General features: G+C 70.4%; 23 protein-coding genes and 1 pseudogene. 11 read left to right on the top strand and 13 right to left on the bottom strand.

Annotated elements, in window-relative coordinates:
• Window positions 1-3 precede the first annotated feature (3 nt).
• Together dut and AC1DX8_RS11365 are read right to left on the bottom strand one after the other, a co-directional pair.
• Entirely contained in the window at window positions 4-489 is a 486-nt protein-coding gene (gene dut / locus AC1DX8_RS11370; protein WP_477630072.1) for a dUTP diphosphatase, read from the bottom strand.
• A gap of 198 nt (window positions 490-687) precedes the next feature.
• The gene (locus AC1DX8_RS11365) at window positions 688-987 is read right to left on the bottom strand and encodes a DUF4193 domain-containing protein (protein ID WP_056920802.1); all 300 of its coding nucleotides are present in this window, start codon (window positions 985-987) and stop codon (window positions 688-690) included.
• Between the two features lie 459 nt (window positions 988-1,446).
• On the opposite strand from AC1DX8_RS11365, the gene AC1DX8_RS11360 reads away from it, so the two are divergent.
• Entirely contained in the window at window positions 1,447-1,632 is a 186-nt protein-coding gene (locus AC1DX8_RS11360) for a hypothetical protein (protein WP_477630034.1), read from the top strand.
• Between the two features lie 30 nt (window positions 1,633-1,662).
• On the opposite strand, the gene AC1DX8_RS11355 is transcribed toward AC1DX8_RS11360, so the two are convergent.
• The 3 genes from AC1DX8_RS11355 to AC1DX8_RS11345 are packed head-to-tail and all read right to left on the bottom strand — an operon-like array spanning window position 1,663 to window position 4,314.
• Complete coding sequence (locus AC1DX8_RS11355; protein ID WP_477630033.1) at window positions 1,663-2,544, bottom strand: inositol monophosphatase family protein; 882 nt, start codon at window positions 2,542-2,544, stop codon at window positions 1,663-1,665.
• Window positions 2,545-2,546: 2 nt separating this feature from the next.
• Entirely contained in the window at window positions 2,547-3,665 is a 1,119-nt protein-coding gene (locus AC1DX8_RS11350; RefSeq protein WP_477630032.1) for a ferrochelatase, read from the bottom strand.
• A gap of 13 nt (window positions 3,666-3,678) precedes the next feature.
• The gene (locus AC1DX8_RS11345) at window positions 3,679-4,314 is read right to left on the bottom strand and encodes a trimeric intracellular cation channel family protein (protein WP_477630031.1); all 636 of its coding nucleotides are present in this window, start codon (window positions 4,312-4,314) and stop codon (window positions 3,679-3,681) included.
• Between the two features lie 126 nt (window positions 4,315-4,440).
• Between AC1DX8_RS11345 and sepH the strand changes: the two genes are divergently transcribed.
• Window positions 4,441-5,646 (top strand): septation protein SepH, encoded by a 1,206-nt coding sequence (sepH, locus tag AC1DX8_RS11340; protein ID WP_477630030.1) that lies wholly within the window; start codon window positions 4,441-4,443, stop codon window positions 5,644-5,646.
• On the opposite strand, the gene AC1DX8_RS11335 is transcribed toward sepH, so the two are convergent.
• From AC1DX8_RS11335 to AC1DX8_RS11310, 6 genes are all read right to left on the bottom strand, one after another.
• Window positions 5,643-6,317 (bottom strand): thymidine kinase, encoded by a 675-nt coding sequence (locus AC1DX8_RS11335; protein WP_477630029.1) that lies wholly within the window; start codon window positions 6,315-6,317, stop codon window positions 5,643-5,645. The two genes, sepH and AC1DX8_RS11335, sit on opposite strands and share 4 nt — an antisense overlap.
• A gap of 11 nt (window positions 6,318-6,328) precedes the next feature.
• Window positions 6,329-7,477, bottom strand: a complete 1,149-nt coding sequence (locus AC1DX8_RS11330) for an alkaline phosphatase family protein (protein ID WP_477630028.1) — start codon at window positions 7,475-7,477, stop codon at window positions 6,329-6,331.
• Window positions 7,478-7,562: 85 nt separating this feature from the next.
• A complete protein-coding gene (locus AC1DX8_RS11325) occupies window positions 7,563-8,183 on the bottom strand; it encodes a DUF5998 family protein (RefSeq protein ID WP_477630027.1) in 621 nt (206 codons plus the stop codon).
• Window positions 8,184-8,253: 70 nt separating this feature from the next.
• A complete protein-coding gene (locus tag AC1DX8_RS11320) occupies window positions 8,254-10,920 on the bottom strand; it encodes a bifunctional acetate--CoA ligase family protein/GNAT family N-acetyltransferase (RefSeq protein WP_477630026.1) in 2,667 nt (888 codons plus the stop codon).
• A 64-nt stretch (window positions 10,921-10,984) separates the two neighbouring features.
• The gene (locus tag AC1DX8_RS11315; protein ID WP_477630025.1) at window positions 10,985-12,445 is read right to left on the bottom strand and encodes a sialidase family protein; all 1,461 of its coding nucleotides are present in this window, start codon (window positions 12,443-12,445) and stop codon (window positions 10,985-10,987) included.
• Window positions 12,442-12,963, bottom strand: a complete 522-nt coding sequence (locus AC1DX8_RS11310; protein WP_477630024.1) for an RNA polymerase sigma factor — start codon at window positions 12,961-12,963, stop codon at window positions 12,442-12,444. The genes AC1DX8_RS11315 and AC1DX8_RS11310 overlap by 4 nt, the downstream gene beginning before the upstream one ends.
• Before the next feature lie 143 nt (window positions 12,964-13,106).
• On the opposite strand from AC1DX8_RS11310, the gene AC1DX8_RS11305 reads away from it, so the two are divergent.
• The 8 genes from AC1DX8_RS11305 (at window position 13,107) to AC1DX8_RS11270 (ending at window position 22,163) form a co-directional block, all read left to right on the top strand.
• The gene (locus tag AC1DX8_RS11305) at window positions 13,107-13,787 is read left to right on the top strand and encodes a nitroreductase family protein (RefSeq protein WP_477630023.1); all 681 of its coding nucleotides are present in this window, start codon (window positions 13,107-13,109) and stop codon (window positions 13,785-13,787) included.
• A 66-nt stretch (window positions 13,788-13,853) separates the two neighbouring features.
• The gene (locus AC1DX8_RS11300) at window positions 13,854-16,301 is read left to right on the top strand and encodes a DNA gyrase/topoisomerase IV subunit A (RefSeq protein WP_477630022.1); all 2,448 of its coding nucleotides are present in this window, start codon (window positions 13,854-13,856) and stop codon (window positions 16,299-16,301) included.
• Window positions 16,298-17,260 carry a sucrase ferredoxin gene (locus AC1DX8_RS11295; RefSeq protein ID WP_477630021.1) on the top strand — a complete coding sequence of 321 codons (963 nt, stop codon included), beginning with the start codon at window positions 16,298-16,300 and terminating at the stop codon, window positions 17,258-17,260. The genes AC1DX8_RS11300 and AC1DX8_RS11295 overlap by 4 nt, the downstream gene beginning before the upstream one ends.
• Before the next feature lie 190 nt (window positions 17,261-17,450).
• Window positions 17,451-18,719 carry an ABC transporter substrate-binding protein gene (locus tag AC1DX8_RS11290; protein ID WP_477630071.1) on the top strand — a complete coding sequence of 423 codons (1,269 nt, stop codon included), beginning with the start codon at window positions 17,451-17,453 and terminating at the stop codon, window positions 18,717-18,719.
• Window positions 18,720-18,874: 155 nt separating this feature from the next.
• The gene (locus AC1DX8_RS11285) at window positions 18,875-19,930 is read left to right on the top strand and encodes a carbohydrate ABC transporter permease (RefSeq protein ID WP_477630020.1); all 1,056 of its coding nucleotides are present in this window, start codon (window positions 18,875-18,877) and stop codon (window positions 19,928-19,930) included.
• Between the two features lies 1 nt (window position 19,931).
• Window positions 19,932-20,837 (top strand): carbohydrate ABC transporter permease, encoded by a 906-nt coding sequence (locus AC1DX8_RS11280; RefSeq protein ID WP_477630019.1) that lies wholly within the window; start codon window positions 19,932-19,934, stop codon window positions 20,835-20,837.
• Window positions 20,838-20,925: 88 nt separating this feature from the next.
• Window positions 20,926-21,087: a hypothetical protein gene (locus AC1DX8_RS11275; protein ID WP_477630018.1), complete on the top strand. Its 162-nt coding sequence runs from the start codon at window positions 20,926-20,928 to the stop codon at window positions 21,085-21,087.
• 20 nt (window positions 21,088-21,107) lie between these two features.
• Entirely contained in the window at window positions 21,108-22,163 is a 1,056-nt protein-coding gene (locus AC1DX8_RS11270; protein ID WP_477630017.1) for a LacI family DNA-binding transcriptional regulator, read from the top strand.
• Between the two features lie 79 nt (window positions 22,164-22,242).
• Here AC1DX8_RS11270 and AC1DX8_RS11265 read toward each other — a convergent pair.
• Together AC1DX8_RS11265 and AC1DX8_RS11260 are read right to left on the bottom strand one after the other, a co-directional pair.
• Window positions 22,243-23,684 (bottom strand): annotated as a pseudogene (locus AC1DX8_RS11265) (APC family permease).
• Window positions 23,685-23,873: 189 nt separating this feature from the next.
• Window positions 23,874-26,021, bottom strand: coding sequence for a DNA gyrase/topoisomerase IV subunit B (locus AC1DX8_RS11260; protein ID WP_477630016.1), 2,148 nt, complete (start codon window positions 26,019-26,021; stop codon window positions 23,874-23,876).
• A gap of 357 nt (window positions 26,022-26,378) precedes the next feature.
• On the opposite strand from AC1DX8_RS11260, the gene AC1DX8_RS11255 reads away from it, so the two are divergent.
• Window positions 26,379-26,600 (top strand): DUF7455 domain-containing protein, encoded by a 222-nt coding sequence (locus AC1DX8_RS11255; protein ID WP_477630015.1) that lies wholly within the window; start codon window positions 26,379-26,381, stop codon window positions 26,598-26,600.
• Window positions 26,601-26,617: the final 17 nt, after the last annotated feature.

The raw sequence follows: 26,617 nt of genomic DNA, 5'->3' as shown, positions 1-26,617 counted from the left end.
GAGTCAGTCCTTCGTTGTCGGGGTGTGGTCGCCGAAGCCACCACTGGCACCGTGTCCAGTGTCACCCCGCGGGGTGTCTTGGAGCGAATCAACCTCGTGGAACTGCACGCGCGCGACCTGCTGGACCAGCAGCTGCGCGATGCGGTCGCCACGACGCACGGTGAAGGCGTCACGAGGGTCGAGGTTGACCAGGTTGACCAGGATCTCGCCGCGGTAGCCCGAGTCCACGGTGCCCGGAGCGTTGACGATGCTGATGCCGTGCCTGGCGGCGAGGCCGGAGCGAGGGTGCACCAACCCGACCCAGCCGTCCGGGATCGCGAGCGCCACCCCGGTCGGCACCAGCACCCGCTCGCCCGGTTCGAGCCTGACCTCGGTCGCCGCGCAGAGGTCCGCTCCGGCGTCGCCGGGGTGGGCGTAGGACGGGAGGGGAAGCTCGGGGTCGAGCCGCCGCACAGCGACGGGCAACGCGAGGGGCGCTCCCTCGGCCACTGCGCCGGGCGTCCCCACAGGCACCGGAGCCTCCAGGGCGTCACGGGACTCACGGGCCTCCGAGGCCTCACGGGCCTCCGGGACCTCCACGGCCGTCGAGGGCGGAACGAGGGAAGGGCCAGTCACGTGGACTGACCCTATCCCTGAGTCGGACGGTGGCGCGTCACGCACCGACCCGTCCACCGTGTGATTGCTCACCTACGCGGCGCACTCCCGGCACACCATCTGGCCGCCGGACTCGGAAGCCAGCTGGCTGCGGTGGTGCACGAGGAAGCACCGTGAGCAGGTGAACTCGTCGTACTGGCGCGGGATGACCCGCACCGAGAGCTCTTCTCCGGACAGGTCCGCACCGGGCAGCTCGAAGCCTTCGGCCTGTTCCGTCTCGTCGACGTCGACGCTCGAGGCGCTCTTGTCGACGCGGCGGGACTTCAACTCCTCGATCGAGTCCTCGGACAGCTCGTCATCGGTCTTGCGCGGCGCGTCGTAGTCAGTCGCCATGGTCGCTGTCGCTCTCCCTGTTCTGTCGTCGTTCTGGGTCTTCCCGAAGCTCGGGAAAAACGATCGGCCGGTGTCCCGGCAATACGATTCGCCCGTGTAACGCTGGTGCCCACGGTTTTGTGCCCGCTGCAGGGCGGGATTGTGCCCTATCCGCGGCGCCGCGTCACCATCGCGTCCAGATCCAGCCAGGCCGCGCCGCCGCAGCACCTCCGGCCAGTCCACCCAACCGTCCCCGAACCGTCCCAGAACCACCCCAGAAACACCCCATAACCACCTCGAAGGCACCCGGTGGCCCCACCCGCGCCACCCCCAAGCGCTGGTCTGGGTTCACCCAAGATTCACCCACGAGGGGCAACCCCGACTCCCCCTCCCGGCGTCTGAACCCGTAGAGTCCTCACCTCCGGCCCGGCCGACCCGACTCGTGAACCACGATCTGACACACGAAGAGAGGGGTGCACCATGACCGAGTTCCACACCGAGATCACCCAGCGCGCAGCCCGCGCCGTCCAGTCCCTGCGCAACGCCCAGGAGTCCGGCGACGACTACCTCGCCACCGTCCGTGAGGCAGAGCTCGAGAACCTGGCTCGACTCGCCTCCGAGCACGGTCTGCGCATCCCCGAGCTCAGCAACTACCACGCCGCCTGACCACCCGGCGCCCCGCTACGGGAAGGTCCCTCAGAGGGTCGCGTCGACCCCGGCCCGACCCGCCGCGCGCCGCACCACGTCGTGCAGGGCGGTATGCAGCGTGGGCGCCGCGGCGACCACCATCCGGTCGGTGGGGGGCTCGCCGTCCAGACCAGTGAACACCCCGCCGGCCTCGACGAGCACGAGCCAGGCCGCGGCCATGTCCCACGGGTTGAGGCCACGCTCGTAGTAGGCGTCGAGGCTTCCCGCCGCGACCGAGCAGATGTCGAGGGCAGCGCTGCCGAGTCGGCGGATGTCCCGCACCTCGGGCAGCACGTCGAGCAGGACGGTGGCCTGCCAGCGGCGCCGCACCGTGTCGTAGCCGAAGCCGGTGCCCACCAGGGCATGGCCCAGCGGCGGCGGGTCGGCCAGCTCGAGACGGCGTGGCCCCGACCGTCCCGCCCGCAGCCAGGAGCCGCCCCCGGCCCGGGCCCCGAAGACCTCGCCGGTCACCGGGTTGACCACTGCCCCCGCCACGGGGCGCCAGGCTCCGCCGGTGGTGGGGTCGCCGACGACGGCGGCGACGGACACCGCATACGAGGGAATGCCGTACAGGTAGTTGACGGTGCCGTCGATGGGGTCGACGACCCAGGTGATCTCGGACCGTCCGTCCGTGCCACCCTCCTCCTCACCGAGGAAGCCGTCCTGGGGACGGGCCTCGTGCAGCCGCCTGCGCAGGAGGTCCTGCGCGCGCTGGTCCATCACCGTGACGACGTCGGTCGCGGTGCTCTTGGTCTTCGAGACGCCCAGGTTCGCCGGCCGCTCGTCGACGATGAGCCGGCCGGCCTCCACCGCCACCTCGACCGCGATGGACTCGAGCGCCTCGAGGGTGACGTCGTCGGGGGTGGCGTCGTCGGGGGTGGCGAGGTCCACGGTCAGTCCCGTCCGCACAGGGCCGGCTTGGCCGCACGCAGGTTGGGGCAGCAGCCGGGAGCGCAGACCGAGGGCATGGGTGCCCGGCCCGGCCACGCCGGCGTCGGGGGCTCCTCACCGCGAGCCTGGGCGGCGCGTTCCTCCACGAGGTCGACGAGGCCCGACACGAACTCGGGGTCGATCCCGACGGTGGGCACCCGCACCAGACGGAGCCCGAGCCGCTCGGCCGTCGCCGCCGCCTCGGTGTCGAGGTCGTACACGACCTCCATGTGGTCGGAGACGAAGCCGATCGGCGCCACCACCACGACCTGGGCGCCCTCCTCGGCCAGCTCCTCCAGGCGGTCGTTCACGTCAGGCTCGAGCCACGGCTGGGACGGCGGGCCCGACCGCGAGCAGAACACCAGCTCGCCCGAGAGCTCGGTGTCGAGCGTCGCGTTGACCTCGTCGGTGATCGCCGCCCCGAGGGCGAGGTGCTGGTGGCTGTAGGCGTTGCCCTCCCCGTCGCCGGGCCCGGAGGTGTCGTCCATCGCGGTGGGGATGGAGTGGGTGACGAAGAGGAGGCGGACAGCCGTCGCCTCCACGCCGTCGCGCATCACCCCGCGCACCGCCTCGGTCACCAGCCTGGTGTTGGCGCGCGCGAATCCGGGGTGGTTGGCGTACGGGCGGACCTTGTCGAGCTCGATCACCGTGCCGGACTCCGCCACCGACTCCTGGGCCGCGGCCAGGTCCTCGCGGTACTGCCTGCAGGAGGAGTAGGAGGAGTAGGCACTCGTGACCACGGTGACCAGGCGCTGCATGCCGAGGGAGCCGGCCTCGGCGAGGGCCTCGGCCGTGAACGGCGTGAAGTTGCGGTTGCCCCAGATCACGGGCGTCGAGATGTCGCGCCGGTCCAGCTCGGCGCGCAGGGCCGCCAGCAGGGCGCGGTTCTGGTCGTTGATCGGGCTGCGCCCGCCGAAACCGTAGTAGTGCTCGCCCACCTCCTCGAGACGCTCGTCCGGGATGTTCTTGCCCGCGGTGACCGTACGCAGGAAGGGCAGCACGTCCTCCGGCTTCTCCGGCCCCCCGAACGACAACAACAGGATCCCGTCGTAGGGCTCGAGGGGGCGCGGGTCGGCGGTCATGGCGTGGGTCCGTTCATGTGAGGTCTCCAGTGCGCAGGGGTTTGGGTGCGTGGACGTCGAGGACGACCGCCACCATCCGCATGGCGAAGACGATGGCGACACACCCCCAGATGGTGAAGGAGTTGACCACGTCGTAGTGGTGGGCGGTGACGATCAGGATCGAGCCGAGCAGCGCCGGGAGGGCGTACATCTCGCGCCGCAGGACCTCGGGCACCTGCCCGGCCAGGACGTCGCGGATGATGCCGCCACCGACCGCCGTGATGCCGCCGACGATGACGGACGTGAGCGGGTCCATGCCGGCCCCGAGGGCCTTGAGCGAGCCGCCGATCGCGAACACCGCCAGGCCCGCGGCGTCCAGGACGCGCACGAAGCGGGAGATGCGCTCGACGCCGGGGTGGTAGAGGAAGGTGACCAGACCTGCGACGAGGGCGCAGGTCAGCAGCCGCCAGTCGGAGATGCCCACGGGCGGCAGCGCGCCGATGAGCACGTCGCGGATCACCCCACCACCCAGGGCGGCCGCCCCGGACAGGACCAGCACCCCGAACAGGTCGAGCCGCTTCTTCACGGCCACCAGTCCACCGGACAGCGCGAAGGCGAACACCCCGACGAGGTCGAGGGCCAGTTGGAGGTGTGCGTCGAAGGTGAGCATCGCAGGTCAAAACTACCGTTGCGGCGTGGGCGCTTTCGCCTCGCCCTCGGGGATGGCAGAGTCAGCGGGACGGTGCCCGATCCACGAACGAGGGCCATACGGGAGACCATGCCGATACTGGAGACGATGGCAATGCGGGATTTGCGCCTGATCGGGGTCCATGAGGACGGCCAGCACCTGCTGCTGTCCGACGCCGAGGGAACACGCTTTCGCGTGCAGCTCGACGAACCCCTGCGCGCGGCCGCCCGCCGTGACCGGCCCCGGCTGGGCCAGCTCCAGATCGAGATCGACGGTGGCATGCGCCCCCGCGAGGTGCAGGCCCTGATCCGTGGCGGGCTCTCGGCCGACGAGGTCGCCCAGCGGTCCGGGTGGCCGGTGGAGAAGGTCCGTCGCTACGAGGGTCCCATCCTCGCCGAGCGCGAGTATGTCGCGGGGCTGGCCCGCGCCGTCAGGCTGCGGGGCCGCTCGGCAGCCGGCGCCAGCGCTCCCACCCTGTCCGCCCGCGTGAGCCAGCGACTCTCCGGGCGTGGCGTCGACCCTGACTCAGCCGACTGGGACTCCGCACGCGGCACCGAGGGCGACTGGACCATCATCCTCACCTTCCCGGCCGGCGGTCGCGAGCGGCAGGCTCGCTGGGCGTTCGACGTGCAGGCTCGCACCGTGGCCGCGGCCGACGACGAGGCCCGCTGGCTCAGTGAGGACGACGTCGCCGGCTCGAGCTCGCCCCTCCCGGCACCCCACCTCGTCTCCGCCCCCGTCCGGGCGACCACCGTCTACGACGTCGAGGCCGAGGGCGGCGTCGGGTCGGCACGCCGGGCGGCGGCACGCTCGACGTCCCCCTCGAGCGCATCCGGTGACGAGCCGCTCGACCTGATGTCGGCCATGCGCGAGCGCGCATCGCACCGGGGCCGGCCGCGCCGACGCAAGAGCGCGGCCACCCAGACCCCCGGCGACGACGCCCCCCGCGCCGACGCGTTGCCGCTCGAGGACCTGGCCTACGACCCCGAGTCGATGCCGCCTCCGCCGGCAGCGCGGGGTCCGCACCCTCTCGACGAGTCTCTCGAGGACAGCTCCGTCGGCCACGACGTCCTCCCCGCTGCGCCTGCGCCGTCCGCACCTGAGGGAGCCACCGAGGACAGCGCTCCGGACGACCAAGCCGACCATGACGACCATGACGACTCGGACACCGGTGCGGACGCCGAGGACGCTCCTGGGCCGCAGGCAGGTGACCCGGCCCCCCACCGACCCGCCGCGGGCTCGGGCAAGAAGTCAGCCCGACGCAGCGTGCCCAGCTGGGATGACGTCATGTTCGGGGCCAAGCCGCGGGACTAGCCCTGGGGCACCGGGCAGACGTCGAGGTCGAACGGCAAGGTGTCGGGTGACGTGGCGGCGGCCCGCGCGGCCGCCGAGTTCATCCGTCGCATGAAGTGTCGGCGGCACAGCACCTCGTACTCCACGAGGGTCTCGGTGCCGGGCTTGGTGTCGCCCACCACGACCTGCTCGCCCTCCACCACCATCACGCCGTCCACCACGCGGGCGTTGTGCGTGGCGCGACGACCACACCAGCACAGCGCCTCGACCTGGAGCACCTGCACCCGGTCGGCGAGCTCGATCATCCGTCGCGAGCCGGGGAACAGCTGGGTCCGGAAGTCGGCGGTGATGCCGAACGCGAAGACGTCGATACCCATCTCGTCGACCAGCTTGGCCAGCTGTTCCACCTGGACCGGCGTGTAGAACTGCACCTCGTCGCAGATGAGGTAGTCGACGCGCAGCCCACTGGTCGCGTGCTCGACGACGGCGTCCCAGAAGTCGAGGTCGTCACTCACCTCGTGGGCCGCGGTCGACAGCCCGAGCCGGGACGACAGCACGTCGCTCCCGGCGCGGTCGAGCTTGGTGTAGATCAGGCCGGACCGCCCCCGTGCCTGGTGGTTGTGGTCCATCTGCAGGGCAAGGGTCGACTTGCCGCAGTCCATGGTCCCGGAGAAGAAGACGAGCTCAGCCACGAGAGGACACCCTAGGCGTTGTCCCGCGCCGGGACGTGGAACCACGGCACGGCGGACTCCTCGGGGGTCAGGGAGCCGTGCAGACCCAGCAGCGCGAGCAGCTGTGGACGGGCCCTGCGGGAGTCGACGATGGCGAAGTTGTCGCGCATCGCCACGACGAGGTCGCCGATGCGCGGCCGGTTGACGTCGCTCACCGGGCCGAACCAGCCTTGGCGGGTGGCCTCCTCCCGGGTCCGGATCCACGCCCGCTCCCCCACACGGTCGGCCCAGGTCGCCGCGACGTCGGCAGCGGCCCCCTCCTCGCAGTACAGCTGCAGGGCACGGGGTTCCCCACCGACGTGGCGGATGCCGGCGGCGAGCTCGGCGTCGTGCGCGAGGTCGATCCGCAGGGCGTGTGGCGCGTCGACCATGCCGTGGTCGGCGGTGATGTGCACGGCCGTGTCACCAGGGACCGACCGCACCAGGCGGGCGAGCTCTGAGTCGATCGCCTCGAGCTCGTCACCCCACTCCCACGACTGACAGCCGTGGACGTGCCCCACCTTGTCGAGGTCGCCCCAGTACAGGTAGACCAGCGACCGGGCGCTGGCACGGACCGCCGCCAGGGTCGCGTCCACCCGGTCGGAGAGGCTGTCAGCCGCTCGGAACCGCCCACCCCGCACCGCGGCCATCGTCAGGCCCGACCCGTCGAAGAACCCCGGGCCGACGCGGGTCACGGAGACCCCGGCCGCCTCGGCGACCTCGAAGACCGTCTCCTGGGGCTGCCACGCGAGTGGGTCCGGCCCGTCCTCCCACGAGAGCTCGTTGACCAGGCGGTCCTCGCCCGGCACCAGCACCTCGTAGCCCAGCAGCCCGTGCGACCCGGGAGGCAGGCCGGTGCCGAAGGTGCCCATCGACGTGGCGGTGGTGGCCGGGAACCCGGCCGTGATCCGGCGCGCGGCGGGGAGGAGCGAGCGCAGGAAGGGCGCATGCCCTCCCCTGCGTCGGATGAGCTCGTAGCCGAGACCGTCCACGAGGACCACGACTGCGCGCAGGGCGTCCGGCAACGGCAGGTGACCGGCCGCGGCATACTGCGGCACGCCGAGGCTGGCGGCGGTGGCCGGCAGCACCCCGGCGAGTCCGGACTCGTCGTAGCGGGGCGGGAGCAGGCCCTGGTGCGGCATCGGCTAGAGGGTCGCCCGGGTCAGGACGACCGTGCCGGTGAGGCCGGTCGGGTCGGGGAAGGTCTGACCGCTCAGGCGACGCACCTCAGCTGCCGATGCTCGCCGAGAGCTCCCGCGCGAACCCGAGGGCGTGCTGCAGCGCCGCGTCGCCCTCGGCGTCGGCGCTGATGCGCAACGAGATGTCGTCGGACGCCACGCTGCCTTCGTAGCCGTGGTCGGCATCGCAGTCGGGGTCGGCGCAGGTCGCGGGCATCAGGTCGATCCGGCTGACCGCCCCCCAGCCCAGGGTCAGCGTGATCTCCCGGCCGAGCGAGCCCGGCTGGTACTCCTGCGGGCGCGCGACGACGTGGGTGATCATGACGCCACGCACCGCCGACAGGGGCACGCTCTCGGTCGTCGCGGTCGCGACGTCCTCGTGGCCGGGTCGTTCGTCGGTGTGGTCATCGGTGTGGGCGATCACCAGCCGGGTGGCGGTCAGGGCCAGCACGGTGATGTGCCGACGGACGACGTCGTGGTCGAACGTGGTCTCCTGGTGCACCAGGTGCGAGACGACCTCCTCGGCGCCGAGCGCGGCCTGCACGACGTCGGCCACGAGGGCCGGGTAGTAGCCCGCCCGCTCGATGGCCCGCGTCAGGTCGACCGGGAGCGGGATGAGTGGTGCAGCAGCACTCTGTGAGGAGGCACTGTGCGACGAGGTGGAGCCCATGCGCCCCATCTTGCCCTAGGGCGGCAGGGCGCGCTCCGGCTAGGTCCGCAGGGCCGCCGGTCGGGGCCGACTACGTGAGCGTGCGGCGAGCCTGGTCCTTGCGTCGCGGCGTGGGGGCCACGGTGACCTCGGCGCCGAGCACGTCGACTCCCCCGACGTGGGCGTTGACGGGGTTGAGCACGAGGCTGGCCACCTCGGGCAGGTTGTCGGCCAGCACCGAGACGCGGGCGATCAGGTCGGCGAGAGCAGCCCGGTGGACCGGCGCCGCACCACGGTGCCCGTGCAGCATCGGTGAGGCCTTCACCGAGGAGATGAGGTCGGACACGTCCACGTCGGTCAGCGGGGGGATCCGGTGTCCGATGTCGCCCAGCAGCTCGGTCGGGGGTCCGGCGATGCTGAACGACACGACCGGGCCGAAGAGCGGGTCCTCCTCGGAACGGACCACGCACGACACCCCTGGCGTGGCCATCCGCTGGATGACGAAGGTGTTGGCCGACATCGGCGCCAGTCGCTCGTTGAGCCCCTCGAACGCCTCCCGCAGCTGGGCCTCCGAGCGCAGGTCGACGCGGATCCCGCTCAGACCCGGCGAGTGCCGCATGAGCGGGGCCACCGACTTGATCACGACCGGGTATCCGATCGCCCCGGCCGCGCTCACCGCCTCCTCGACGGTGCGGGCCGGCAGGCTGCCCCACACCTCGATGCCGTACGCGGACAGCAGCTCGGTGACCTCCTGCAGGGTGAGCCGCCGCCCTTCGGGCGACTCCTCGAGCACCCTCTCGACCAACGTCTCGGCCGCCTCGCGGTCGATCCCGACCGGAAGCACCGGTATGCCGCGGTCGCGCGACCGCCACTCGGCATACCTCGTCGCAGCGGCCAGCGCACGGACGGCATCCTCCGGCATGGCATAGGCGGGGACGACGGTGGTGCGCCCATCCGTGCCGGTGCCGGACAGCCTCTCGAGGACTCCGCGCATACCGAGGAATGTTGCAAGGCAAGGCTTTTCGTGCTTCATCGCGGCATCTCGCACCGCGGTGGCGACGTCCTCGTCGAGGGTGACCAGGGGTGGAATGAAGCAGGTGAGCACGCTGTCGACCTCGGGGTCTGCGAAGGCGTCGGCGAGGGCTTCGGCGAAACGCTCGCCCCGGGCATCGCTCGGGAGGGAGACCGGCCCGTGGGCCACCTCGAGCCCCCAGCTGACGCAGGCCTCGGCACTCAGCGCCCCCAGCGCGTCGGAGTTGCCGACGATCGCCACCCGGTTGCCCTGGGGCAGCGGTTGGTGCGCGACGAGCTGGGCCACGTCGAACATCTGGTGGACGTTCTCCACGCGGATCACCCCGGCCTGGCGCAGCATCGCGTCGAAGGCCTCGGGACGTACGCGGGTGTGTCGTGCGCGGTGGCCGGGAGGGACGCCGTAGGACGACACCCCCGACTTGACGACGATGACGGGTTTCGTCGACGCCAGCCGCCTGGCGATGCGCGAGAACTTGCGCGGGTTGCCCATCGACTCGAGGTAGAGCCCGACCACATCGGTGCTGTCGTCGTCGATCCAGTACTGCATGAAGTCGTTGCCCGACACGTCGACGCGGTTGCCGGCCGAGGCGAAGACGGAGATGCCCAGTCCGCGCCGAGCAGCCGAGGCGAGGACGGCGATTCCGAGGGCCCCGCTCTGGGCGAAGAGGCCGAGTCGCCCCGGTGGTGGCAGCTCCGGGGCGAGCGAGGCGTTCAACCGCACCGCGGGGTCGTTGTTGATGACCCCGAACGAGTTGGGGCCGAGGACCCGCATCCCGGCCTCCCGCGCAGCGGCGAGCAACCGTGACTGGAGCTGCTCGCCGTCCGGTCCGGACTCCGCGAAGCCGGCGCTGACGACCAGCAAGGTCTTGACCCCCGCCTCGGCGCAGTCGGCCACGACGTCGAGAACCTCGTCGGCCGGGACCGCCACGACGGCGAGGTCGACGTCGTCGGGGATCTCGGAGACCCGCGCGTGGGCCGGCAGGCCGAGCACCTCCATCGCCTCGCGGTTCACGGCGTGGACGGCGCCGTTGAAGTCGGCGGCGATGATGTTGGAGAGGATGTGGTGACCGATCGAGTCGGCGCGACGGCTCGCCCCGACGACGGCGATCGAGTCGGGGTAGAGCACCGAGTGCATGCTGACCGACTCGGCCCGGTGCTCGCGGGAGAGTCGGACGGCCTCCGACCGCTCGGTCGGCTGGATCTGGAAGGTGAGCGAGACGACACCGTCCTCGAACCGGCGGCTCACCTCGTAGCCGGCGTCCGAGAACACCGAGATCATCTTGCGGTTCTGCGGCAGCACCTCGGCGGTGAACTCCTCGACCCCGGACTCCCAGGCGATCACGGCCAGGTGCTCGAGCAGGACCGACCCGATCCCCCGTCCCTGGTAGCTGTCGGAGATGTTGAAGGCCACCTCCGCGCTCGTCGGCGTGATCCGGTCGTACCTCCCGATGCCGATGATGTCGCCGCGCACGGTCGCCACCAGCGCGACGCGGTCGTGGTAGTCGACGTTGGTGAACCGGGCGACGTCGCGGTCGCTCAGCTGGCGCAGGGGCGCGAAGAACCGCATGTAGATCGACTCGGCGGACTGTCCCGCGTGGAACCGGTGGACCGCGTCGACGTCACCCGGGGTGATGGGGCGCAGGTGGGCCACCGACCCGTCTCGCAGGACGACGTCGGCCTCCCACAGGACCGGGTAGCCGGTCGGGAGCGCCGAGGCCTCACTCATGGCCGAAAGCATGTCACGTCCAACGGCCCGCGAACCGGTGGACCCACCTTCCGGACCGGCCCGACTACCTGCGGAGCGGGACCTGCTCGAACGTCGCCCCGGAGTCGTGGCTCACCCAGTAGGAGCGGCCACCCGTCACGGCGTAGACGAGGGTTCCTCCCGCCGCGCCCACCCAGTCGGTCGCCCCGCCCGGCGTGAGCTCGGCGGGCTGCCAGGACGCCCCACCGTCGGCACTGGTGAGCAGGGCCGTCGGCAGGTCCGTGCCCCCGGTGCTGGACGCCAGCCCCTGCCTCACGGCGACGAGGTGCTTGGCGTCGGTCGCCGTGATCCAGACCCCGGTGGCCGTCGGCGTGCCCAGTCCCCGAGCCGGATGGGTTGCCCAGGTGGCGCCACGGTCCGTGGAGGTGGCCAGGACGTAGCTGACGGCGGGCTCGTTCGCGGACGGACAGACGGCGAGGAGCGTCCCCCGCGCGTTGGCCGTGCCGGACAGCCACATGCCGCTGTTGCCGGCACAGCCCATCGGTGCCGGCAGGACGGCCGGCTTGCCGCTCAGTCGCATCGCAGCCCACGGGCCCGCGGGGCTCGTGGATGACACGTTGTAGTAGGCGTCGGACCCGTCCATGGCGATCCACGCGTTCTCACCGACCGCGGGCATCCCCTGCACCTGCACCGGCTGGGTCGTCGCAGCGCTGACCGCGCCGGTGCGCGGCTGGAGGTCCTCGCATCCGCGGACCGTCCCCACCACGTTGTGCTGGCACGAGCGTGCGGTGGCCATCCAGACCTGCTTCCCGTCGGTCTCCAGCGAGAGCACCACCCGACGGTCGACATCGACCTCGTCCCAGGTGCGGCCACCGTCGACCGTGCGCATGGTCGTGCTGCCGTAGACGTAGCCGACCCGCTCGTTGGCGAAGCGGATGCCGACCACCTGGTGCGCGCGGTCGGGCGTGCTGCGCGCGCCGGGGCTGGTGAGCGTCGTGAACGACGCCCGGGTGGTCCAGGTGTTCCCGTCGTCGTCGGACCCGATGACCGCGGTGCACTCCCCCGTGGGGCAGGTGGCCCTCCCGAGGGCGAAGAGGTGCTTCCCTCCGGCATTGGTCATCGAGACGAGGTCGAAGCTGGTCGGGACCGGCAGCGGGGCGGTCGTGGTCGAGGAGGCGCCGACCGGGCTCGAGGGCGAGCTGCTCGCCGACGGCGAGACCGCCGTCGAGGTGCCGGTGGACGTCGCCTTGTCCGTCGAGACCGACGCGGTGGAGCTCGCTGCGTCGGCGGCCCGGTCGGTGTTCGGTCCTCGGCCGTTACCCCACACCACCCCTCCCGCCACGACGACGGCCGCGACGGCCGCGGCAGCCGCGAGGTAGGGCAGCCAGCTGCGACGCGCCGGACGGCGCGCCTCGACCAGCAACGAGTCCCAGTGGTCGGCACCGGGCGGCAGCTCGTGGATGTCGGCGCGCTCCCTGGCGAAGAAGTCGGCGACCGGGTCGCGCTGCTCCCCCTCGCCGGGCAGGTCTGACAGGTGGCGGTTCATCGGATCTCTCCCAGCATCGTCGCCATCCGCTGGCGAGCGTCGAACAGGTCCCGCTTGATCGTTCCCTCGGACTTCTCGAGCTGCCGGGCCACGGTGGCCACCGGCAGGTCGGCGAAGTAGTGCAGCAGCACCACGACCCGGAGCCGGTCGGGCAGGGCCTCGACGGCGTCCCGCACGGTGAGCGTGGTGGCGTGGTCGGCGTCGGGCGTGACGTCGTCGCGGCCGGCCTCGTGGCGCCGGTAGGCCGCTGCCTCGCGGCCCCGCTTGCGCCAGTGGTCGCGGACCAGGTTGGCCGTGACGGTGTAGAGCCATGGCCTCGGGTCGTCGACCCGGCCGAACTCCCGGAACAGCTTGAGGAAGGCCTCGGTCGCGAGGTCGTGCGCGAGGTCGCGGTCGCCCACGAGCTTGGCGGTCCACCCGGCGAGGCGGGCGTAGTGCACGTCGTAGAGCTCACGGACGGACGTCTCCACGTCCACGCGGTCTCGCGCCGGCACTGCCACCCCTCTCGAGATAGCCACCGCGGCCAAGGTCGTCATGCCTCGTGGACGCCGCAGGGTGGCGCTGGGTTGGCAGGGCTGGGCGGTGGGTCGTCGGCCAGTCTCGCAGGCAGCCCCGCGGGTCTCGCGACCGCCACGACGGGCCGCCACGACAGGATGGCCCCATGGAGTTCGCAGACGTGGTGAGGCGCCGCCGCATGGTGCGCCGCTTCGACCCCGACCGCCCGGTCCCAGCCATCGCCCTGGAGCAGGTCCTGTATGCCGCCCAGCGGGCTCCCAGCGCCGGCTTCAGCCAGGGCTGGGACTTCCTCGTGCTCGTCGACCCCGACGACCGGGGCCGGTTCTGGGATGCCACCCGCGACCCGGCGCTGCCTTCCGGCGCCGCGCCGGACGGCTGGTTGGCCGGCGTCTCGGCCGCCCCGGTGCTGGTGCTGTGCCTCTCCGACCCCGACACCTACCTCGACCGCTACGCCGAGCCCGACAAGGGCTGGGCCGACCGCGACCCCGCGCGCTGGCCGGTCCCCTACTGGGACGTCGACACCGGGATGGCCGCACTGCTGATGCTCCTGGCCGCCGTCGACCAAGGACTGGGGGCGTTGTTCTTCGGTGTGCCGCCGGCTCGACACGCGTCCGTGCGGCACGCCCACGGCATACCCGGCAACCGACGCATCGTGGGGGTCGTGGCCCTGGGCCACGAGCTCAGGCGGACGGAGGGCTCAAGCCGCACCCGCCCGCGCCGGACGGCGACCGAAGTCGTGCACTGGGGTCACTTCGGGGACCAGCACGGGCTGACGGGCGGAGCCGAACGCGGGCTCAGCGGCGCGTCGGGGACGGGCACCGTCTAGCAGTGAGACAAGATTGGGGGGATCCCCGCGCCGTGCGGGGACGACCGCGAGGAGTTGCACGCACGCATGGCCCGCAAGACCCCACCAGCACCGGCCGACGAGAGCTACGTCGAGCGGATCGTCGACATCGACGTCGAGGAGGAGATGCAGGGGGCGTTCCTCGAGTACGCCTACTCGGTCATCTACTCGCGCGCCCTGCCTGACGCACGTGACGGTCTCAAGCCGGTGCAGCGCCGCATCCTGTTCTCGATGTCCGAGATGGGGCTGCGCCCTGACCGGGGTCACGTGAAGTCGTCCCGCGTCGTCGGTGACGTGATGGGCAAGTACCACCCGCACGGTGACACCGCGATCTACGACGCCCTGGTCCGGATGGCCCAGCCCTTCACGATGCGCCTGCCCCTCGTCGACGGCCACGGCAACTTCGGCTCGCTCGACGACGGCCCGGCCGCCTCCCGCTACACCGAGGCGCGGCTGGCTCCCGCCGCGATGCTGATGGTCACCGGCCTCGACGAGGAGACCGTCGACTTCATCCCCAACTACGACGACCAGCTGCTCCAGCCCGCAGTGCTCCCGGCCGCGTTCCCGAACCTGTTGGTCAACGGTGCCAGCGGGATCGCGGTCGGCATGGCCACCAACATGGCCCCGCACAACCTCGTCGAGGTGATCGGCGCCGCGCGCCACCTGATCGCCAACCCCACCTGCTCCCTCGACGACCTGATGCGATTCGTGCCCGGTCCCGACCTTCCCCAGGGCGGACGCATCATCGGGCTCGACGGGATCCGGGACGCCTACCTGGGCGGGCGCGGGAGCTTCCGCACGCGGGCCACCACCCGCATCGAGAAGACCTCCCCCCGCCGCATGGGCATCGTCGTCACCGAGCTCCCCTACCTCGTCGGCCCCGAGAAGGTCATCGAGAAGATCAAGGACGCGGTCCAGTCGAAGAAGCTCCAGGGCATCTCCGACGTCAAGGACCTCACCGACCGCAAGCACGGGCTCCGCCTCGTCATCGAGGTCAAGAACGGGTTCAACCCCGACGCCGTCCTCGAGCAGCTCTACAAGCTGACGCCCATGGAGGACTCCTTCTCCATCAACAACGTCGCGCTGGTCGACGGGCAGCCGAAGACGTTGGGGCTCAAGGACCTCCTGCGGGTCTACGTCGACTTCCGCACCGACGTGGTGCGTCGTCGCACGGAGTACCGGCTGGGCAAGTACCAGGACCGGCTGCACCTGGTCGAGGGGCTGCTCATCGCGATCCTCGACATCGACGAGGTGATCCAGGTCATCCGCACCTCGGACGACGCCGCGGCCGCGCGGAGCCGGCTGATGGACGTCTTCGACCTCTCGGAGGCCCAGGCCAACTACATCCTCGAGCTCCAGCTGCGCCGCCTGACCAAGTTCAGCCGGCTCGAGCTCGACAAGGAGAAGACGGAGCTCGAGCGCCTCATCGAGGAGCTGGAAGCCATCCTCGGTGACGAGAAGCTCCTGATGAAGACGGTCTCCACCGAGCTCGCCGACGTCGCGAAGGCCCACGGCACCCCCCGGCGGACGGTCCTGCTGGAGTCGGCCGGCGCCCCGGCGGCGACCACGACACCGCTCGAGGTCGCCGACGACCCGTGCTGGGTGCTGCTCTCCTCGACCGGGCTGATGGCCCGTACCGGTTCCGCCGACCCCCTCCCGTTGGACTCGGCCCGCAGCAAGCACGACGCCCTCGTGGGCGCGGTCCGCACGACAGCGCGTGGTGAGGTCGGGCTGGTGACGTCGCGTGGACGGTTGGTGCGGCTCTCCGCCCTGGAGCTGCCGACGCTACCCCCGACCAACGGCGCCCCCAGCCTGTCCGGTGGCGCTCCGCTGGCGGCCTACGTGGACCTGCCCGCCGGCGAGGAGCCGCTCACCCTCGTGTCCGTCTCCCCGGAGTCGGCCGGGATCGCGCTCGGCACCGCCCAGGGCGTGGTCAAGCGGGTGACGACGGACTACCCCGCCCGCCCCGACTTCGAGATCGTGTCGCTCAAGGACGGCGACGAGGTCGTCGGAGCCGTCGAGCTGGCCTCCGGCACCGAGGACCTCGTCTTCATCACGTCGGACGCGCAGCTGCTGCGGTTCGGGGCGGGGGCCGTGCGACCCCAGGGGCGGGCGGCCGGCGGGATGGCCGGCATCAAGCTCGGGTCGGGCCAGCGGGTCGTCTTCTTCGGTGCGGTGCCCCCGGGAGCTGACGGGATCGTGGTCACGTCCTCCGGCTCCTCGGGCGCGCTCCCGGGCACCGAGCCCGGCTCCCTCAAGGTCACCCCCTACTCGGAGTACCCACCCAAGGGTCGGGCCACGGGCGGCGTCCGCTGCCACCGCTTCCTCAAGGGCGAGGACACCCTGGTGCTGGCCTGGGCCGGCGCCCTCCCGGCCCGTGCCGCGGCCGCCAACGGGGTGGCCCTCGAGCTCCCCGAGGCCACCGGCCGCCGCGACGGCTCGGGTGTCGCCGCCTCGACCGCCATCGCCCGCATCGCCGGTCCACCGCTCTCGTGACGGCGACCGGCGCAGTCCCTGCCAGCCACGCGACCCCTGCCCCGGATGCGTGCTCCGTCGGCTTCGACCGCGCCGAGGTCAGCGCCTACGGCACAGCCGCCCGAGCCAGCTTCTTCGTCGCGCTCGAGCAGTCGGGCCCGTGGGGACGCGACGCGGCCACCGAGTCGCATCTACCTGCGGGAGTAGGCCGTTCGCTGTCCCAGGCGTGCTCGGAGCGGGGCGGCAGGCTCTCGTTGATCCGCCGTCCCGGACGACACGCCGACGACCCACACCACCCTGCACACACGGCATACCTCGCCTGGGCGGGTGACCCGCCCTGGCTGCTGGGGCTGTCCGTGACCGACCCGGCCACCCTCCTCGACGTCGACCTCGACGCGCTGGCCCGGGGGGACCGCGACGGCGTCCTCTCCACCGCCCCGGGCGCGGTGGCGGCCGAGCCGATCCTGCTGCTCTGCACGAACGGACGCCGCGACGTGTGCTGCGCCGTCCGGGGGCGGCCGGTGGCGCTCGAGGTCGCGGCGACACACCCGGGACGGGTGTGGGAGGCCTCGCACACCGGGGGCCACCGGTTCGCCCCGACCGGGGTGCTGCTGCCGCACGGCGCCACCCTGGCGAGGCTCGATGCCACGACGAGCGCCGCCGTCCTCACCGAGGCGGCCAGGGGTCACCTGCCGACGTCGGTCCTCGGCCCCCGACACGACCGCGGCCGCAGTCCGCTCTCCGGGCCCCACCAGGCCGCGGAGTCGTTCGTCCGTCAGCTCGCCGGGGTGACGGACCTCACCGCGCTCAGCGTCACCGACGCGCCCGCCACCACCGAGGAGGGCCCGTATGCCGTGCGGCACCGCGACGGGCGGGTGTGGCACGTCGGCCTCGAGCGCGTGGCCCACGACGACCTGCGCGAGTCGTGCGGCAAGGTCCCCGTGCGGGTCGCGGACTGGGTCGGGAGCCTCGTCGGCTGACGGATCGGGACAAACTCCGACTCGTCACGCGTGGATCACCCTCCAGTTACGCAATCGTTACCGGAACCACGGCGACTTCGGATTGCGGCGACGGAGCGTAAACGTTTACATGAACTCGGTTCACCTCAGCGCTGAGGCAGTCCGCCCCAGCGCTACGCGAGAAGATGGAGGCGGGCGTATGGCCCTTCGAATGCACAAGCGGCGCACCCTCACGGTGATGACCGGAGCTGTGGCCGTGGCGCTCGTTGCCGCGGCCTGTGGCGGCGATAACGGCGGCACGGGCAGCACGGCTGGCGCCGGCGCTGCGACCCGAGGCCCGATCACCTACGTCCAGGGCAAGGACAACAGCAACCTGTTGGCCCCCCAGGCCGAGCGGTGGAACGCTGCCCACCCGACCGAGAAGGTGACGGTCAAGGAGCAGTCCGACCAGGCCGACCAGCAGCACGACGACCTGGTGCAGCACTTCCAGGCCAAGGACCCGAGCTACGACGTGGTCTCCGTCGACGTCGTCTGGACCGCTGAGTTCGCCGCCAAGGGCTGGCTGACGCCGCTCAAGGACAAGATGGCGCTGCCGACCACCGGGTTCCTCGAGCCGACGATCAAGGCCGCGACCTACAACAAGACTCTCTTCGCTGCACCGACGTCCTCCGACGGCGCCATGCTCTACTACCGCACCGACCTGGTGAAGACCCCGCCGAAGACCATCGACGAGATGTGGGGCATGTGCTCCATCGCCAAGAAGAACGGCATGGACTGCTTCGCCGGACAGTTCGCCAAGTACGAGGGTGGCACCTGTAACGCCACCGAGTGGATGAACGCCTACGGCGCCAAGGTCGTCGACGACGCGGGCAAGCCCACCGTCGACTCCCCCGAGGCCGCCAAGGGCCTGAAGGAGCTCGCCGACCACTACAAGAACGGCGACATCCCGAAGCAGGCCATCACCTACCAGGAGGAGCAGAGCCGTGCGGCCTTCCAGGACGGCAAGCTGCTGTTCCTGCGCAACTGGCCCTACGTGTACAACCTGGCCAGCACGGACGCGTCCTCGAAGGTCAAGGGCAAGTTCGCGGTCGCCCCGCTCCCCGGCCTGAACGGCCCCGGAACGTCGACGCTGGGTGGTCACATGGCGGCCATCAGCGCCTACTCGAAGAACAAGGCAACCGCCCTGGACTTCCTGAAGTTCCTCACGAGCCCCGAGGAGCAGAAGACCAACATGGAGAAGGGTTCGCTGGCCCCGGTCATCGAGTCCATCTACACCGACGAGGCACTGGTCAAGAAGTACCCGTACCTCCCGGTGCTCAAGGAGTCCATCGCCAACGCGGTCTCCCGTCCCGTCACCCCGTTCTACCCGCAGGTGACCCAGGCCATCCAGGACAACTTCTACGCCGCGATCCAGGGCCAGAAGACACCTGAGGCGGCCGTGAAGGACATGCAGTCCGCCATGGCTGCAGCCGGCGGCTGACCGGTCTGACGCAACATCCCAAGGTGTGGGGGTGGCCCCACTGGGGCCACCCCCACACCTGCAGGACCCCTGCCTTTCGCACTCTCGGTCGACGCAGGACTCTCGACCACCATCTCGACCCACCCTGAGACGCACCTCCCGGGCTAGGAGCAGGCATGAGCGCAGCCACATCAACAGCACCTCGATCGACTGGCACGAAGCCGAAGAAGTCGAAAGGGCTGAACGCAGGACAGGGACGCTTGGGGCTGATGCTCGTGGCGCCGACCTTGCTGTTCCTGGCCATCATCATCATCTATCCACTGCTCCGGGCGATCCAGCTGTCCTTCCAGAAGGACGCTGGTCTCGATCCCGCCACCGGGCTGTTCGTCGAGGGCGGCAGCGCAGGGATCTCCAACTACACGCACTGGCTGCTGCAGAAGTGCGGTGAGGTGGACTGCCCGCCCGGCACGCTCGGCGCCCAGTTCTACAGCGCCCTCTGGGTGACGCTGTTCTTCACCGTCGTCAGCGTCTTCTTCGAGGTCATCCTCGGCATGTGGTTCGCGATGATCATGAACCGCGACTTCAAGGGCCGCGGCCTGGTCCGCGCCGCGATCCTCGTCCCGTGGGCCATCCCCACTGCGGTGACAGCCAAGCTCTGGTTCTTCATCTTCGCCTATGACGGGATCGCCAACCGGCTGTTGGGCGTCGTGGGCGTCAACCCCCAGCTGTGGACCAGCGACCCGTGGGCCGCCAAGTTCGCGATCATCATCGCCGACGTGTGGAAGACCACCCCGTTCATGGCCCTGCTGATCCTGGCGGGCCTCCAGCTCGTCCCCGGTGACGTCTACGAGGCCGCCCAGATCGACGGCGCCACCAAGTGGCAGACCTTCACCAAGATCACCCTCCCCCTGGTCAAGGTGCCGCTCATGGTCGCCGTGCTGTTCCGCACGCTCGACGTCCTGCGCATCTACGACCTGCCGGCGATCCTCACCGGCGGTGGTGGAGGCACGACCTCGCTGTCGATGCTCGTGATCAAACAGATCCGCGGTGGCTTCCACAGCGCCTCTGCCCTCTCGACGATCGTCTTCCTGCTGATCGCCTTCACGGCGTGGCTGTTCATCCAGTTCGGCGGCGCCGACGTGGTGCAACGGCCACCCAAGAGCAAGAAGAAGGAACCCGATGCCGCGACCGGCAACCCGGTCGCCGCCAACGCCACCTCGACGGGAGCCTGAGATGTCCACCGCCACCACCACCGCACCTCCCACCAGTGGCCGCACCGAGGCCCAGGAGATCCACTTCAGGAGCGAGCGCGGCGCCAAGATCCGCATGTACTTCGGCCTCGCGGCCCTGGTCATCTGGGGACTCGCCCCGTTCTACTGGATGGTCGTCACCGCGTTCCGCGACGTCGGGTACACCTTCGACACGTCGCCGTGGCCCACCCACGTGACGCTCGACAACTTCAAGACGGCGTTCTCGACCGACCGCGGCAACCACTTCGGTGCCGCCCTCGGGCACTCGATCATCATCGGCATCGTCACCACAGCGGTGGCCCTGCTGGTGGGCGTCTTCGCCTCGTACGCCCTGGCCCGCCTGAACTTCCCGGGCAAGTACGCCGTCCTCGGGGTCATCCTCGGAGCGTCGATGTTCCCGGGCGTGGCCCTGGTCTCACCGCTGTTCCAGATGTTCTCCAACTTCGGCTGGCTGACCGGTGCCAACTACCAGGCGCTGATCATCCCCAACATCTCGTTCGCCCTGCCGCTGACGATCTACACGTTGACGGCGTTCCTGTCCGAGATGCCGTGGGAGCTCGAGGAGTCCGCGAGGATCGACGGCTGCACCCCCGGCCAGGCGTTCCGCAAGATCATGCTTCCGCTTGCGGCGCCGGGTCTGTTCACCACGGCCATCCTCGCGTTCATCGCCAGCTGGAACGAGTACCTCCTGGCCGCGCAGTTCTCCACTCCCAAGACCCAGACGGTCACGGTGGCCATCGCGCAGTTCACCGGCGCCCAGCCCCACCAGGAGCCGTACACCGCGGTCATGGCGGCGGGAACCATCGTCACCGTGCCGCTCATCATCATGGTTCTCATCTTCCAGCGGGCCATCGTCTCCGGCCTCACGGCAGGAGGGGTGAAGGGCTAGGCGACAGCCGACACCCCCAGCACCCATGGGAATCTTCAACCCAGGGGGCGGCACGGGCGGCCAACGGGCACGGGCCCAACGGCTGGACATGCTGCTCGGAATCATCGGGTTCTTCGCGTTCATGGCCGTGGTCCAGACGGTTGTGCTGGAGGTCCGCGGGGAGTCGGCGGCAGGGTCCGCCGTCCTCCTCGCGGTCCTCCTGGCAGCGCTCTGGTTCGTCTGGCGGCTGCGACGCAACACCGGCGTCTAGACCTCGAGCGGAGGTGGGAGATGACCACTATCGGCGACGTGGCCAAGGCTGCGGGCGTGTCCGTGGCCACCGTGTCCCGAGCCCTGCGCGGCGTGGACAGGGTCAGCCCACGGACCCGTGACCGGGTCCTGGCCGCAGCCACCGAGCTGCACTACGTCGCCTCCCCCGCCGCGACCAGCCTGGTCTCGGGTCGCACTCGTGGGGTGGGCGTCATCACCCCGTACTTCAACCGGTGGTTCTTCGCCACTGTCGTCAGCGGCATCGAGAAGGTGCTGCGCGACGAGGGCTTCCACGTCCTGCTCTGCGACCTCGAGGGCCACACCTTCGACACCCGCCTCCCCATCACCCAGACCATGCTCTGGAAGCGCGCCGACGGCGCGATCATCCTCAACGTGCCGCCCGTGCCGGCCGAGCGTTCCGTCCTCGACCGCCTCGGTCTGCCGGTGGTGACCGTGGGCAACCGTCAGCCCGGCTGGCCGTCGGTGCGGATCGACGACCGCGCTGCCATGGCCCTGGCCACGCGTTACGCGATCGAACTGGGTCACCGCGACATCGGTTATGCCGGCACGGTGCCTGCGTCGATCACCCACCTCCAGACACCGTTCGACCGCCGTGACGCCTTCGCCAAGGTGATGTCCGACCACGGCCTCGTGTGCCCGCCCGAGTGGACCCTCGAGTGTGACTGGACCGCAGCCGGCGCGGCCGAGCACGCCGACCGCCTGTTCGCGCTCCCCCACATCCCGACCTGTGTGGTCGCGGCGTCCGACGAGATGGCCTTCGGCGTCCTGAGTGCCGCACGACGTCACGGTCTGCGCGTGCCCGAGGACCTCTCGGTGATCGGCATCGACGACCACGTGCACGCGGAGATCTTCGACCTGACGACGGTGCGCCAGGACGTTGAGGCGCAGGGCCGACGGGCAGGCCAGATGATGCTCGACGCCCTGCGCGGACGCAGCGATGACACCGTCGTGGACGACGTCCTCGACGTCGAGCTCATCGTGCGGGGCTCGACCGGTCCCCCGCCGGCACAGCCCGCCGGCCAGCGCCACCCCCGCGAGTCAGCCGCCGTCGTCTGAGTCCGCCACGACGTCCTGAGCCCGTCGTCACGACGTCCTCCACGACGTCCTCCACGAGGTGGCCGAGCCGCGCCGGGAGCTAGTTGACGCCTCCCTCACGCTCGGCCAGCTCCTCCGGGTCACGCAGGTAGGTCTTCTTGCCCCGCAGGGCGCGGTTCGGTTGGCGAACCACGTGATGGCCCACAGCACGACCCCCACCACGAGCAGCCACCCGGCCACCACGTACTGCTCCGTGTCGCGCCCCGTCAGCGGCGTGACGAGGAACGCGCAGCAGATACCGGCGACGATGGGGATCACGGCGGGTGTCACGAAGTGGTCGCTGTCGACGGAGTCCTTGCGGAGCACGAGCACACAGATGTTCACGACCGTGAAGACCCCCAGCAGCAACAGCGCAGTGGTACCGCCCAGGACCGCGGTCGCATCGGCGCTCGCCTTGGAGACGAAGTAGATGAGGCCGAAGGACAGTGCGGTCGTGAACAGGATCGCGACCCACGGCGTCCGGCGCTTCGGGTGCACCTTGCCGAGGAAGGGCGGCAGCACCTCCTGCTTCGCCATGCCGTAGAGCAGACGACTGGCCATCAGCATGTTGATGAGCGCGGAGTTGGCGACCGCGAACATGGAGATGAACGGCAGCAGCTTCTCGATCGGGATGCCGGGCGCCGCCGTCTCGACGACCTTGACCAACGGGGTCTCGCTCTCGCCGAGGAGCCCGACGGGGACGATGGCGACGGCGAACAACGAGACCAGGATGTAGATGACGCCGGTGATGCCGAGCCCGGTCAGCATCATCCTCGGGAAGATCCGGACCGGGTCCTTGGTCTCCTCGGCCATGTTGACCGAGTCCTCGAAGCCCACCATCGCGAAGAACGCGAGTGAGGTCGCCGCCGTCACGGCAAAGAAGGCGCTCTTGTCGCTGGGGCTGTCGAACACCATGGTGCGGCTGAAGTCCGTCTTGCCGGCGAAGAGCGCGTAGAAGCCGACCATGATCACGAGCAACAAGCCGGAGAGCTCGACCAGGGTGAGCACGACGTTCGCCTTGACGCTCTCCCCGACCCCACGCAGGTTGACCAGCGCCACGAGGGTCATGAAGGCGAGGGCGCCGATGAGGATGAGAGTGGTGTCCTTGCTGTCGCCACCGAAGCCTTTCAGCAGGTTGGACGCGAAGGCCCGAGACGCCGTGGACGCCGACGTGATGCCGGAGCACATGACCGTGAAGCAGACGATGAACGTGACGAAGTGGATGCCGAACGCCTTGTGCGTGTAGAGCGCCGCTCCGGCTGCCTGCGGGTACTTCGTCACCAGCTCCAGGTAGGAGAAGGCCGTCATGATGGCCACGATGAAGGCGACCACGAACGGCGCCCACGCAGCTCCCCCGACCTCCTTCGCCACGGTGCCGGTCAGGGCGTAGACGCCCGTCCCGAGGATGTCACCGACGATGAAGAGCAACAGGAGCTTGGTGCCCATCACCCGCTTGAGCTCGGTCTGGTCTTCCGCCCGTTCGACTTCTGCCGTCGCAGACATGGGGTACCCACTCTCGGTCGCGGGGACCGCCCTTCACGGCCCCTGCCGACCCTTACAGTGGCGCAGAACCCGCGGCGGAGCAACGACAAACCACGCGTATGCCGCGTGCCGGACCGGCCCGCGGAGAGCGCCGCAGAGGCGCCCAGGGCACGCCGGAGGGGCGCGAACGCCAGACCCGACGGGGCTCCGTCAGGCGTCGATCCGCTCGCGGTCCAGGCCGGCTGCGGAGTCGACGATGAAGTCCTTGCGAGGGGCCACGTCGTTGCCCATGAGCAGCTCGAACACCCGCTCGGCGGCCTCGGCGTCACGGAGCGTCACCTTGCGCAGCGTGCGGTGCCGCGGGTCCATCGTGGTCTCGGCCAGCTGGTCGGCATCCATCTCGCCCAGGCCCTTGTAGCGCTGCAGCGGCTGCTTGATGTTCTTGCCGCGCTTGCCGAGCGAGGCGACCGTCGTGCGCATCTCCTTCTCGGAGTAGGTGTAGATGAGCTCGTTCTTCTTCGAGCCCGCGTTGACGACCTCGATGCGGTGCAACGGGGGCACGGCGGCATACACCCGCCCGGCCTCGACGAGGGGACGCATGTAGCGGAAGAAGAGCGTGAGCAGCAGCGTGCGGATGTGGGCGCCGTCGACATCGGCGTCGGTCATGATGATGACCTTGCCGTACCGGGCCACGTCGAGGTCGAACGACCGACCCGAGCCTGCCCCGATGACCTGGATGATGGCGGCACACTCGGCGTTCTTGAGCATGTCGGAGACGGAGGCCTTCTGGACGTTGAGGATCTTGCCGCGGATCGGCAGCAGGGCCTGGTAGTCGCTCGAGCGCGCCAGCTTGGCCGTGCCGAGGGCGCTGTCGCCCTCGACGATGAACAGCTCTGACTTCTCGACGTCGGTGGAGCGGCAGTCGGCGAGCTTGGCGGGCAGGCTGCTGGTCTCGAGCGCGTTCTTGCGACGCTGGGTCTCCTTGTGCAGCCGCGCGCTGATCCGCGACTTCATCTCGGAGACGACCTTCTCCAGCAGCAGTGCGGCCTGGGCCTTCTCGCCGCGCTTGGTGGAGGTGATCCTCGCCGTGAGCTCCTGCTCCACGACCTTGGCCACGATCGCCCGCACCGCGTTGGTGCCGAGGACCTCCTTGGTCTGGCCCTCGAACTGCGGCTCGGCCAAGCGCACCGTCACCACCGCGGTCAGACCGGCGAGGACGTCGTCCTTCTCGGGCTTGTCGCTGCCGACCTTGAGCCGGCGGCTGTTGACCTCGAGCTGCTTGCGGAACACCTTGAGGAGCGCCTGCTCGAACCCGGCGAGGTGGGTGCCGCCCTTCGGGGTCGAGATGATGTTGACGAACGAGCTGACCTTGGCGTCGTAGCCGGTGCCCCACCGGACGGCCACGTCGACGGCGCACTCGCGCTCGACGGCGGTAGGCGACATGTGCCCGTTGGCGTCGAGCACCGGGACCGTCTCGGTGAAGGTGCCGGTGCCCTGGAGGCGCCAGACGTCGGTGACGGCCGCGTCCGGCGCCAGGTACTCGGCGAACTCGGAGATGCCGCCGTCGTGGACCAGGGTCTCGATGTGGGTGCCCGACTCCCCCGCCGTGCCCGGCTTGCGTCGCTCGTCGCGGATGACGAGGGTCAGGCCGGGGATGAGGAACGAGGTCTGGCGGGCCCGCGCGACCAGTCCGTCGTAGTCGAACTCGGCGTCCTTGAGGAAGATCTGCTCGTCGGCCCAGTAGCGGATCCGGCTGCCGGTCACGCCCCGCTTGGCCTTGCCCACGACGGCCAGCTCGCTGGAGCGCTCGTAGGGGGTGAACTCGTGGTCAGGCGCCTTGTCGTCGGTGGCGACGTCGGGGAAGTACCCCGGCTCACCCCGGCGGAAGCTCATCGCGTACGTCTTGCCCCCGCGGTCGACCTCGACGTCGAGCCGGGCCGAGACCGCGTTGACCACCGAGGCGCCGACACCGTGCAGACCACCGGACGCCGTGTACGACCCACCGCCGAACTTGCCCCCCGCGTGCAGCTTGGTGAAGACCACCTCGACGCCGGTCAGACCGGTCCGCGGCTCGATGTCGACCGGGATGCCGCGACCGTTGTCACGCACCTCGACCGACCCGTCGCGGTAGAGCACCACCTCGATGTGGTCGCACACGCCGGCGAGCGCCTCGTCGACCGCGTTGTCGATGATCTCCCAGAGGCAGTGCATCAGCCCGCGACCGTCGGTGGACCCGATGTACATGCCGGGGCGCTTGCGCACCGCTTCGAGGCCCTCCAGGACCTGCAGGTGGTGGGCGCTGTAGTCGGAGGTCGACTTGGTAGTCGCGGCCTTCTTGGCGGTGGTGGCGGTGGCCAACGGTGCTGTGCTCCTGTGGTGGGTTCTGGCGTCCCTGCGTGCTCACACAGGGGTGAGCCCCACGCTATCCCGACCAGTCACGGTCACCGCGCAGGCACGCGGCACACCTGTGGCACCCACTCGCACGACTGATTTCCCATCCACCGGACGCCCGACCTACGAATCACCCAATGCGACATGAGATGACCCACATGACGACCCAATACACCCCGGGAAGAACGCGGCGTGCTTGACTGTTGACCACGGCACCGGACGGGCCACTCGGGAAAGTATTTCCCGGATGGATCAACCGAAGTCCGGGGTAGGACGTCTCATCAGAGACAACGCGCCTCCGGGCGCAACGAAAGGAAGGCTGACGTGACCACTGCACTGGCACCCTCTATGACCGCGGCCGACCGCTGCGACCGCTGCGGCGCCCAGGCCTACGTGCGCGCTCGCCTTCACGCTGGGGGCGAGCTGCTGTTCTGCGCCCACCACGGACGCGAGCACCTGCCGAAGCTGCGCGAGCACGCCGACATCGTCGATGAGACCGAGCGCCTCCACGAGACTCCTGCGGCGGCTCCGCTCGAGGAGCGGTAAGAAGTCGTCGCCGGACC

The organism is Pedococcus sp. P2_A3, assembly GCF_056405035.1.
Note: the sequence above shows the minus strand (reverse complement) of the source record. Positions and strands in the feature narration are given on the sequence as shown.

Excerpts from the sequence above, each read along its gene's own strand:
- AC1DX8_RS11365 (WP_056920802.1), bottom strand. The coding sequence starts at position 987 with ATGGCGACTGACTACGACGCGCCGCGCAAGACCGATGACGAGCTGTCC.
- AC1DX8_RS11360 (WP_477630034.1), top strand. The coding sequence starts at position 1,447 with ATGACCGAGTTCCACACCGAGATCACCCAGCGCGCAGCCCGCGCCGTC.
- AC1DX8_RS11350 (WP_477630032.1), bottom strand. The coding sequence starts at position 3,665 with ATGACCGCCGACCCGCGCCCCCTCGAGCCCTACGACGGGATCCTGTTG.
- AC1DX8_RS11345 (WP_477630031.1), bottom strand. The coding sequence starts at position 4,314 with ATGCTCACCTTCGACGCACACCTCCAACTGGCCCTCGACCTCGTCGGG.
- sepH (WP_477630030.1), top strand. The coding sequence starts at position 4,441 with ATGGCAATGCGGGATTTGCGCCTGATCGGGGTCCATGAGGACGGCCAG.
- AC1DX8_RS11330 (WP_477630028.1), bottom strand. The coding sequence starts at position 7,477 with ATGCCGCACCAGGGCCTGCTCCCGCCCCGCTACGACGAGTCCGGACTC.
- AC1DX8_RS11325 (WP_477630027.1), bottom strand. The coding sequence starts at position 8,183 with ATGGGCTCCACCTCGTCGCACAGTGCCTCCTCACAGAGTGCTGCTGCA.
- AC1DX8_RS11320 (WP_477630026.1), bottom strand. The coding sequence starts at position 10,920 with ATGAGTGAGGCCTCGGCGCTCCCGACCGGCTACCCGGTCCTGTGGGAG.
- AC1DX8_RS11315 (WP_477630025.1), bottom strand. The coding sequence starts at position 12,445 with ATGAACCGCCACCTGTCAGACCTGCCCGGCGAGGGGGAGCAGCGCGAC.
- AC1DX8_RS11305 (WP_477630023.1), top strand. The coding sequence starts at position 13,107 with ATGGAGTTCGCAGACGTGGTGAGGCGCCGCCGCATGGTGCGCCGCTTC.
- AC1DX8_RS11300 (WP_477630022.1), top strand. The coding sequence starts at position 13,854 with ATGGCCCGCAAGACCCCACCAGCACCGGCCGACGAGAGCTACGTCGAG.
- AC1DX8_RS11290 (WP_477630071.1), top strand. The coding sequence starts at position 17,451 with ATGCACAAGCGGCGCACCCTCACGGTGATGACCGGAGCTGTGGCCGTG.
- AC1DX8_RS11285 (WP_477630020.1), top strand. The coding sequence starts at position 18,875 with ATGAGCGCAGCCACATCAACAGCACCTCGATCGACTGGCACGAAGCCG.
- AC1DX8_RS11280 (WP_477630019.1), top strand. The coding sequence starts at position 19,932 with ATGTCCACCGCCACCACCACCGCACCTCCCACCAGTGGCCGCACCGAG.
- AC1DX8_RS11275 (WP_477630018.1), top strand. The coding sequence starts at position 20,926 with ATGCTGCTCGGAATCATCGGGTTCTTCGCGTTCATGGCCGTGGTCCAG.
- AC1DX8_RS11270 (WP_477630017.1), top strand. The coding sequence starts at position 21,108 with ATGACCACTATCGGCGACGTGGCCAAGGCTGCGGGCGTGTCCGTGGCC.